This is a genomic window from Streptomyces sp. NPDC058221, from assembly GCF_042882365.1.
In the GTDB taxonomy this organism is placed as follows: Bacteria; Actinomycetota; Actinomycetes; order Streptomycetales; family Streptomycetaceae; genus Streptomyces.
The window spans coordinates 1-8,816 of record NZ_JBHVWF010000227.1; the positions used below are offsets into that span (position 1 = coordinate 1).

Here is an 8,816-nt window from a genome sequence, read left to right on the forward strand (position 1 = left end):
GCGGTTTGTGTGTTGGTGGCGCGGCTGGTTTTTTTGGACAAAAACTGGCTGATGGCGGGGGGGGGTGGGCCCGGGGCCGGGGGGGGGGGGCGGGGCACCACGTCTTTGCCGTCTGTGATGCCTGTCGCTTCCGTCCGGAAAGCATCGAAACGATTCCGACTTCTCAGCCAATTGCCGCATCCTTGACGTATTGCTCGATGGTCGGGTCGGAGAGTCGGAAAGAGGCGTCAAGGATGAGTTCTGCACCGGTGTCCGCGCACGGCTTCGTCGGCGTGCGCGGACGTGGCTACCGTCCGGAGCAGGTGGACCGCGCGGTGGCCGAGCTGTCGGCCGAGCGGGACGGGGCCCGGGAACAGGTGGCCCGGCTGACGGCGCTGGCGGAGGAGCTGGTCGCCGAGTCGGCCCGGCTGGACGAGGTCGTCGCCGCGTTGCCGCCGCAGGACTACGCGACGCTGGGGGAGCGGGCGCAGCAGATCCTGGCGCTCGCCGAGGGTGAGGCGGAGACGGTACGGGGTGCGGCGCTGGAGGAGTCCCAGTCCTTGCGGGACGCGGTGGCCGAGGCGGCGCGGGCCGTGCGGGAGTCGGCCCGGGCCGACGCGGAGGCGATGCGGGCGGCGGCGGTGGACCGGGCCGAGCAGCTGCTGAGCGCGGCCGAGGGCTCGGCCGGTGAGGCGCTGGCCGCGGCCCGGCTGGAGGCAGCGGCGGCGCGTGAGGAGGCGGAGGCCGCGATGGAGGCGACCCGCAGCCGTACGGCGAGCGTGCTGGCACACCAGGAGCAGGAGCACGCCGAGCGGTGGAAGGCCACCGAGGAGGAGGTCGCGGCGGCCGAGTCGGCGCAGTCCGCGGAGCACATGGAGCTCACCGAGCGGGCGGAGGCCGCGCTGGCCGGGGCGCGCCGGGAGCTGGCCGAGACGGAGGAGGCCGCACGGCACGGCCAGGAGGACGCCGAGGCGCGGGGTGCGGAGCTGGTCTCCGCCGCCCGGGCGCGCGAGGAGCGGGTGGTGCGGGAGACGGAGCGGATCCTGCGGGAGCACGAGGAGGGCCGCGAGGAACTGCATGCGCACATGTCGCACGTGCGCAATTCGCTGGCAGCGCTCACGGGGCGTACGGGGGCCTCGGAGGGCTGAGGGTCGTCCGCCCTTGCGAGCGGCGAGCGGCGGGCCCCGGTGCGGGTGTGGCCGGCGTCAGGGGCGTGGCCAGGGGCGTTTGGAGAGCTGCTCGATGCCGCTGTTGAAGCGCTTGAGGTAGCCGGCGAAGGCGGCTATGTCCTCGTCCGGCCAGTCGTTCATGATCTGTTCCAGGGAGCGCACGACGCGTTCGCGCTCCTTGTCGAGGAGCGCGGCGCCCCGGTCGGTGATGCGGAATTTGCGGGCCATGCCGCCCTCGGGGTCGGCGATGCGTTCGGCGAGTCCGGCGCGTGTCGCCGCGGCGGTCTGGCGGTTGAGGGTGGAGGCGTCCAGGCCGAAGGCCTCGCTCAGTTCGCCGTTGGACATGGGGCCCTGGACCCTGATGCGGCTCAGCAGGATGTAGGCGCTGCGCTCCATGAGGGCGTATTTGTGCCGTCCGCCGCCGTGACAGGCGAGGTCGTGACGCCCGAGCAGCATCTGCTCGTACTCCACTCGGTCCGTGGGCCTGACCATGTCTGCGGCCTCCTGCGGCTGCGCCGGGATCGAATTTCGCGCGTCGGGTTCTGGACGCCGGGTCATGCTCTCATGTTGCGTGCATGTGACACATGGTGTGTATGACACATTGGACATGTACGATGCACATCGCTATCCCGGTGAACGAGACAACCAACCCCTAGGAGTTCCTTCTCATGGATGCGCCCCAGCCGACAGCCAGATCCGGCGGCGTGGTCGCCACGCTGGCCTTCGCCGGCACCGTGGCGGCGGTCATGCAGACCCTGGTCACCCCGCTCATCGCGGAGCTGCCGAAGCTCCTCAACACGACGTCCTCGAACGCCACTTGGGTGATCACCGCCACCCTGCTGGTCTCGGCGGTGTGTGTGCCGGTCTCCGGACGGCTGGGCGACCTGCTGGGCAAGCGCCGGATGCTGCTCGTGTGCGCGGTGCCGCTGTTCGCCGGCTCGGTGGTCTGCGCGCTCTCGTCCACCGTCGTCCCCATGATCGTCGGACGTGGTCTGCAGGGCATGGGCATGGGCATGGTTCCGCTCGGCATCGCGCTGCTGCGTGACGTGGTGCCGAAGGAGAAGCTGAGCTCCTCCATCGCGCTGGTCAGCGCCTCCCTCGGGATCGGCGGCGCCCTCGGCCTGCCGATCGCCTCGGCGGTCGCCCAGTACGCGAACTGGCGGGTGCTGTTCTGGGGCTCCGCCGTGCTGGCCCTCACCATCTTCGCGCTGGTCTGGTTCCTGATCCCGGCCGTCCCCGCCGCCGCCAAGGGGCAGCGTTTCGACATGCCCGGAGCCCTCGGCCTGGCCGTGGGCCTGGTCTGCCTGCTCCTCGCCGTCTCCAAGGGTGCCGAGTGGGGCTGGGGCTCCCCGACGACGGTCGGTCTGTTCGTCGCCGCCGTCGTGGTGCTCATCGGATGGGGATTCTGGGAGCTGCGTACCCGGGACCCGCTGGTCGACCTGCGCACCACGGCCCGCCCCCGGGTGCTCATCACCAACCTCGCGTCGCTCTTCGTCGGCTTCGGCATGTACGCCGGCATGCTGATCGCGCCGCAGTTGCTGCAGTTCCCCGAGGCCACCGGCTACGGCCTGGGCCAGTCGATGCTCCAGGCGGGCCTGTGGATGGCCCCCGGCGGCATCATGATGATGATCGTCTCGCCGTTCGGCGGGAAGCTCACCGACGCCCGCGGCCCCAAGTTCACGCTGATCAGCGGTGTGCTGGTCATCGCCGCCGCTTACGGGCTCGGCATGCTCCTGATGGGCACCGCCTGGGGCCTGATGCTGTTCCTCATGGTCAGCAGCGGCGGTGTCGGCCTCGCCTACGGTGCGATGCCCGCCCTGATCATGAGCGCGGTCCCGGCCTCCGAGACCGCCGCCGCCAACGCGTTCAACACCCTCATGCGCGCGCTGGGAACCTCGATCGGTGCCGCCGTGATCGGTGCGGTCCTCTCGCAGATGACCACGGAGACGGCCGGCTTCAGCCTCACCTCCGAGGCCGGGTTCCGTACCGGCCTGATGTTCGGCTGCGGTGTCGCCGTCATCGCCGTGGTGATCTCGTCGTTCATCCCGGCCGTACGCGGATCCGCCGCCCCCGGCGGGAAGACCGAGGTGGACGCCTCGCCCGAGGTGGCCGCGGTCAAGGCCTGACCCCGGCCCACTTCGCGTACGGCGACTGCCCGGCTCGGTCCCCGCGCAAGGGCCCCGAGCCGGGCAGTCCGGCGTCGGTGCCCGTGTTCAGCCGTCCGCTCCGCCGGCCGCCGCAGCGCTGCCGGGCTCCTCGGCGAGGATCGGGAAGCGGCGCGGGGCCACGAAGACCAGGACCAGCAGGGCGACGGCGGCGGCCGCGGCCGCTCCGAGGTAGACCCGGTCGACGGCCGCGTCGACGGCCCTGCGCAGATAGTCCGTCGCCGCCGCGCTCAGCGCACCCGGATCGTCCAGCGCGTGCGAGACGGAGTCGAGGTCGCCGGAGAGGCCGGGGACGGGTGCGGCGGCGAGCCGGGAGGCGAGGACCCCGTTGGCGACGGCCCCGAAGAGCGCTGCACCGATGCTCTGGCCCAGCTGCCGGCAGAAGAGCACGGACGCCGTCGTCGTACCGCGTTCGGACCAGCCGACGGTCGACTGGACGCCGACGATCAGCGGGAGCTGGAAGAGCCCGAGCGCGGCGCCGAGCAGCAGCATGATCAGCGCCGGCTGCCAGGCCTGCCCGGGGTAGGGCAGTAGCGGGAAGGCGAGCAGGACCAGCAGCGCGCCCGACATGCCGGTGATCGCGGTGCGGCGGAAGCCGATGCGGTTGTAGACCCGGTTGGAGAGCGCCGCAGCCACCGGCCAGCTCAGCGTCATCACCGAGAGCACGAAACCGGCGGCGATCGGCCCGAGGCCCAGCACCGACTGTGCGTACGTCGGCAGGAAGACCGTCGGCGCGACCATCAGCAGACCCATCGCGCCCAGGGCCAGATTGACCGAGGCGATGGTGCGCCGCCGCCACACCCAGCCGGGGATGACCGGCTCCGCGGCGCGCCGTTCGATGAACACGGTCAGCGCGGCGAGTACGGCGGTCGCCCCCAGCATGCCGAGCGAGGGGGCCGACAGCCAGGGCCAGGCGACCCCGCCCTGGACGAGAGCGGTCAGCAGCAGGGCGCCGGTCGCGAAGACGGCGAGGGAGCCCGCCCAGTCGATCCGGGGGCGCGGCGCACCGGCCGCGCGGCGGACCCGGGACGGCTCGTGGAGGTGCCGGGCGACGAGCCAGAGGGCCACCGCCCCGATCGGCAGGTTGATCAGGAAGATCCAGCGCCAGTCCGCGTACACCGCGAACAGCCCGCCGAGCACCGGCCCGGCGACCGCCGACGTGGCCCAGACGGTGGACAGCCTGGCCTGGATCTTCGGACGTTCCTTGAGCGGGTAGAGGTCGGCCGCGACGGTCTGGACGGTCCCCTGGAGGGCGCCGCCGCCGATCCCCTGCACGACGCGGAAGGCGATCAGCGCGGCCATGTTCCAGGCGGCGGCGCAGAGCACCGAGCCGAACAGGAACAGGATCACGCCGGCGATCAGGACCGGCTTGCGGCCGAAGGTGTCGGAGAGCTTCCCGTACACCGGCAGGGTGACGGTCACGGCCAGCAGATAGCCGGAGAAGAGCCAGGAGAAGACGGAGAACCCGCCGAGGTCGCCGACGATCTGCGGGATCGCGGTGGAGACGATGGTGCCGTCGATGGCGGACAGCGCCATGCACAGCATCAGGGCCGCGACGACGGGGCCGCGCCCGCGGGGTTTCGCGGGGGAGGGGGCGGGGCCGAATCCCGACCCCGATATCGCTTCCGTACCGCCGCTCGCGCCGCTCACCAGGATCCCTTCCCCATGCACGTAATTTCCGACACTGTCTCACCTGCGGCTCCCCGGGGGCAGAGGGCAACGGTGCGGTGTGCGAGGGCCGGCGCCCTCCACCCGATCGCGTGCACCCTTGGGCCCAGTCCCTGACGGACTCCTCCACCCCGGGGCCGAGACCCCTAGGGGTGGCTCCCTACTTCCGCCCAGGGAGCGTTCCTCCCGGCGGAGGACGTGGCCGGCCGGTCCCCTCCGTAGCGTTTGTTCAGGCACCGCGATTGCGGGTGACCGCAGGGGGCGGGGTGGGGAAAACCCCACCCGAAGACTGCGCTGGGCACCAGCGCGCCGGACCCCCTCCAGCCAGCAGACTTCAGAGCAGACAGCGACAACTCGACGCTGACCGACATAGGAGAGAAACCGTGACAACGGCTGTAACCATTCCCAGGCACGGGGGCACTGGAGGGCGTACGGCCGTCGCTGCGCGAGCGCGGCAGGTCGTCAAGGCGTACGGGACGGGGGAGACCCGGGTCGTCGCGCTCGACCATGTCGATGTGGACATCGCACGCGGGCAGTTCACGGCCATCATGGGCCCGTCCGGCTCCGGCAAGTCGACGCTGATGCACTGCCTGGCCGGTCTGGACACCGTGACCTCCGGTCAGATCCACCTCGCCGAGACCGAGATCACCGGCCTCAAGGACAAGAAGCTCACCCAGCTCCGCCGCGACCGCATCGGCTTCATCTTCCAGGCGTTCAACCTCCTGCCGACGCTCAACGCGCTGGAGAACATCACGCTGCCGATGGACATCGCGGGCCGCAAGCCGGATGCCGTCTGGCTGCGGCAGGTCGTGGAGACCGTCGGCCTCGCCGAGCGGCTCAAGCACCGGCCGACCGAGCTCTCCGGCGGCCAGCAGCAGCGCGTCGCGGTGGCGCGGGCGCTCGCCGCCCAGCCGGAGATCATCTTCGGTGACGAGCCGACCGGGAACCTGGACTCGCGGGCCGGCGCCGAGGTGCTCTCCTTCCTGCGCAGGTCCGTGGACGAGCTGGGCCAGACCATCGTCATGGTCACCCACGACCCGGTCGCCGCCTCCTACGCGGACCGGGTGCTGTACCTCGCGGACGGGCGCATCGTCGACGAGATGCTCAACCCGACCGCCGACCAGGTGCTGGACCGGATGAAGGACTTCGACGCACGCGGGCGGACGTCATGACCGTCTGGAAGACCTCGATGCGCAACTTCTTCGCGCACAAGGGGCGAATGGCGCTCTCCGCCGTCGCCGTCCTGCTGTCGGTGGCGTTCGTGTGCGGCACGCTCGTCTTCACCGACACGATGAACACCACGTTCGACAAGCTCTTCGCGGCGACGTCGGCCGATGTCACCGTCAGTCCGAAGTCCGCCAAGGTCGACGAGAACCCCGAGAACGGCAAGCCCGATTCGCTGCCGGCCTCCGTCGTCGCGCAGGTCGAGAAGGCCGACGGGGTGAAGAAGGCCGAGGGTGCCGTCTCCAGCATGGCCGTCACGGTCGTCGACAGCCACAACACGAACATGGGCTCCGACGGGGGCGCACCCACGCTGGCCGGCAACTGGACGCAGAACGACCTGCGTTCCATGGAGATCACCTCCGGCCACGCCCCGCGCGGCCCGACCGAGGTCATGGTCGACGCCGACACCGCGGACAAGCACCACCTGAAGATCGGTGACGAGCTGCGCACCATCGCGGTCACCGGTGACGTCAGGGCGCACATCAGCGGCATCGCCGCCTTCAAGGTCACCAACCCCGGCGCGGCCATCGTCTACCTCGACACGGCCACCGCCCAGCAGAAGCTCATCGGCAGCTCCGACGCCTTCACCCAGATCTCCATCACCGCCGAACCCGGCGTCAGTGACACGCAGTTGAAGCAGAACGTCACCGCGGCGCTGGACGGCGGGGCCGCGTACAAGGTGCAGACGCAGAAGGAGGCCGCGGACGCCAACCAGGACTCCATGGGCGACTTCCTCGACGTGATGAAGTACGCGATGCTCGGCTTCGCCGGGATCGCCTTCCTCGTCGGCATCTTCCTGATCGTCAACACCTTCTCGATGCTGGTCGCCCAGCGCACCCGCGAGATCGGCCTGATGCGGGCCATCGGCTCCAGCCGCAAGCAGGTCAACCGGTCCGTGCTGCTGGAGGCGGTGCTCCTCGGCATCGTCGGATCCGTCCTCGGTGTCGCCGCGGGGGTCGGCCTCGCCGTCGGGCTGATGAAGGTCATGGGCGCCGTCGGCATGGAGCTGTCCACCGACGACCTCACCATCGCCTGGACGACCCCGGTCATCGGGCTCGCGCTCGGCATCATCGTGACCGTGTTCGCCGCGTACATCCCGGCCCGCCGGGCCGGCAAGGTCTCCCCGATGGCCGCCCTGCGCGACTCCGGGAGCCCGGCGGACGCCAAGTCCGGCTGGATCAGGGCCTCCATCGGCCTGGTCCTCACCGGAGCGGGTGCGGCGGCGCTGTGGGCGACCACGCAGGCCGACAAGTCGAGCGACGGCTCGCTCTACCTCGGCCTGGGCGTGGTCCTCACCCTCATCGGCTTCATCGTGATCGGCCCGCTGCTCGCCGGTGTCGTCGTACGGGCGCTCAGCGTCGTCGTCCTCAGGTTCTTCGGCCCGGTCGGCCGGCTGGCGGAGCGCAACGCACTGCGCAACCCGCGACGGACCGGGGCGACCGGCGCCGCGCTGATGATCGGCCTCGCGCTGGTGGCCTGCCTCTCGGTGGTGGGCTCCTCCATGGTCGCCTCGGCCACCGACGAGCTGGACAAGTCGGTGGGCGCGGACTTCATCGTGCAGTCGTCCACCGGTCAGCTGATCGTGCCGCAGGCCGCGAAGGCACTGGAGACCGCACCCGGCATCGACCACGTCACGAACTACAAGATCCTCGGCGCGAAGCTCACCAACCCCGACGGGTCGACGACGGACGAGGACGTCACCGCCGCCGACCCGACGTACCCGCAGGACCTGCGGCGCGAGGCCGTCGCCGGTGACCTGCCCGCGGCATACGGCAAGAACGCGATGTCCGTCGGGGAGAAGTACGCCACCGCGCACGGGATCAAGGTCGGCGACACGATCACCGTCGGGTTCAAGGCGGGCGAGCCGGCGAAGCTGAAGGTCGCCGCGATCACCTCGGACGACACGAACGTGGACCAGGGCGCCATGTACCTGAACACCACGACGGCCGAGCGTTACGTCCCCGCCGACAAGATGCCCAAGAACATGATCATGTTCGCCACGGCGCAGGACGGCAAGGAGAAGGAGGCCTACGCCTCCCTCAAGAGCTCGCTCGCCGAGTACCCGCAGTACAAGGTGCAGAACCAGGCCGACTTCAAGCAGGACCTGAAGGACCAGATCGGCCAGCTGCTGAACATCGTGTACGGCCTGCTCGCCCTGGCGATCATCGTCGCGGTGCTCGGTGTGGTGAACACCCTGGCCCTGTCCGTCGTCGAGCGGACCCGCGAGATCGGCCTGATGCGCGCCATCGGCCTCTCCCGCCGCCAGCTGCGCCGGATGATCCGGCTGGAGTCCGTCGTCATCGCACTGTTCGGCGCCCTGCTCGGCCTCGGCCTGGGCATGGGCTGGGGCACCTCGGCCCAGAAGCTGCTGGCCCTGGAGGGTCTCGGCGTCCTGGAGATCCCGTGGCCGACCATCATCGGCGTCTTCGTCGCCTCGGCCTTCGTCGGACTCTTCGCGGCCCTGGTCCCGGCCTTCCGGGCGGGACGGATGAACGTCCTGAACGCCATCGCCACGGACGGGTGAGACGGCGGCCGACGTAGACTCACGGGTCCGGCCCCGGGCGTTCCTCCAAACGCCCGGGGCCGGACCCGTGTGCCCGCGGGGTACCGG

Annotated in this window: 6 protein-coding genes; 4 read left to right on the plus strand and 2 right to left on the minus strand. The window is 70.8% G+C overall.

Annotation, left to right across the window (positions count from 1 at the left end):
• Positions 1-233: 233 nt before the first annotated feature.
• Positions 234-1,127 carry a cellulose-binding protein gene (locus ACFVW8_RS36995; RefSeq protein ID WP_389698049.1) on the plus strand — a complete coding sequence of 298 codons (894 nt, stop codon included), beginning with the start codon at positions 234-236 and terminating at the stop codon, positions 1,125-1,127.
• Between the two features lie 57 nt (positions 1,128-1,184).
• On the opposite strand, the gene ACFVW8_RS37000 is transcribed toward ACFVW8_RS36995, so the two are convergent.
• A complete protein-coding gene (locus ACFVW8_RS37000; RefSeq protein WP_389698059.1) occupies positions 1,185-1,640 on the minus strand; it encodes a MarR family winged helix-turn-helix transcriptional regulator in 456 nt (151 codons plus the stop codon).
• 176 nt (positions 1,641-1,816) lie between these two features.
• On the opposite strand from ACFVW8_RS37000, the gene ACFVW8_RS37005 reads away from it, so the two are divergent.
• Complete coding sequence (locus ACFVW8_RS37005; protein WP_389698051.1) at positions 1,817-3,274, plus strand: MFS transporter; 1,458 nt, start codon at positions 1,817-1,819, stop codon at positions 3,272-3,274.
• 87 nt (positions 3,275-3,361) lie between these two features.
• On the opposite strand, the gene ACFVW8_RS37010 is transcribed toward ACFVW8_RS37005, so the two are convergent.
• Complete coding sequence (locus ACFVW8_RS37010; RefSeq protein WP_389698053.1) at positions 3,362-4,963, minus strand: MFS transporter; 1,602 nt, start codon at positions 4,961-4,963, stop codon at positions 3,362-3,364.
• Positions 4,964-5,364: 401 nt separating this feature from the next.
• Here ACFVW8_RS37010 and ACFVW8_RS37015 point away from each other — a divergent pair, with 401 nt between their 5' ends.
• On the plus strand, positions 5,365-6,153 hold the full coding sequence (locus ACFVW8_RS37015) for an ABC transporter ATP-binding protein (RefSeq protein ID WP_389698055.1): 789 nt from the start codon (positions 5,365-5,367) through the stop codon (positions 6,151-6,153).
• Complete coding sequence (locus ACFVW8_RS37020; protein ID WP_389698057.1) at positions 6,150-8,729, plus strand: ABC transporter permease; 2,580 nt, start codon at positions 6,150-6,152, stop codon at positions 8,727-8,729. The genes ACFVW8_RS37015 and ACFVW8_RS37020 overlap by 4 nt, the downstream gene beginning before the upstream one ends.
• Positions 8,730-8,816 lie beyond the last annotated feature (87 nt).

Coding starts and splice junctions, on each gene's coding strand:
- ACFVW8_RS36995 (WP_389698049.1), top strand. CDS start 234: ATGAGTTCTGCACCGGTGTCCGCGCACGGCTTCGTCGGCGTGCGCGGA.
- ACFVW8_RS37000 (WP_389698059.1), bottom strand. CDS start 1,640: ATGGTCAGGCCCACGGACCGAGTGGAGTACGAGCAGATGCTGCTCGGG.
- ACFVW8_RS37005 (WP_389698051.1), top strand. CDS start 1,817: ATGGATGCGCCCCAGCCGACAGCCAGATCCGGCGGCGTGGTCGCCACG.
- ACFVW8_RS37020 (WP_389698057.1), top strand. CDS start 6,150: ATGACCGTCTGGAAGACCTCGATGCGCAACTTCTTCGCGCACAAGGGG.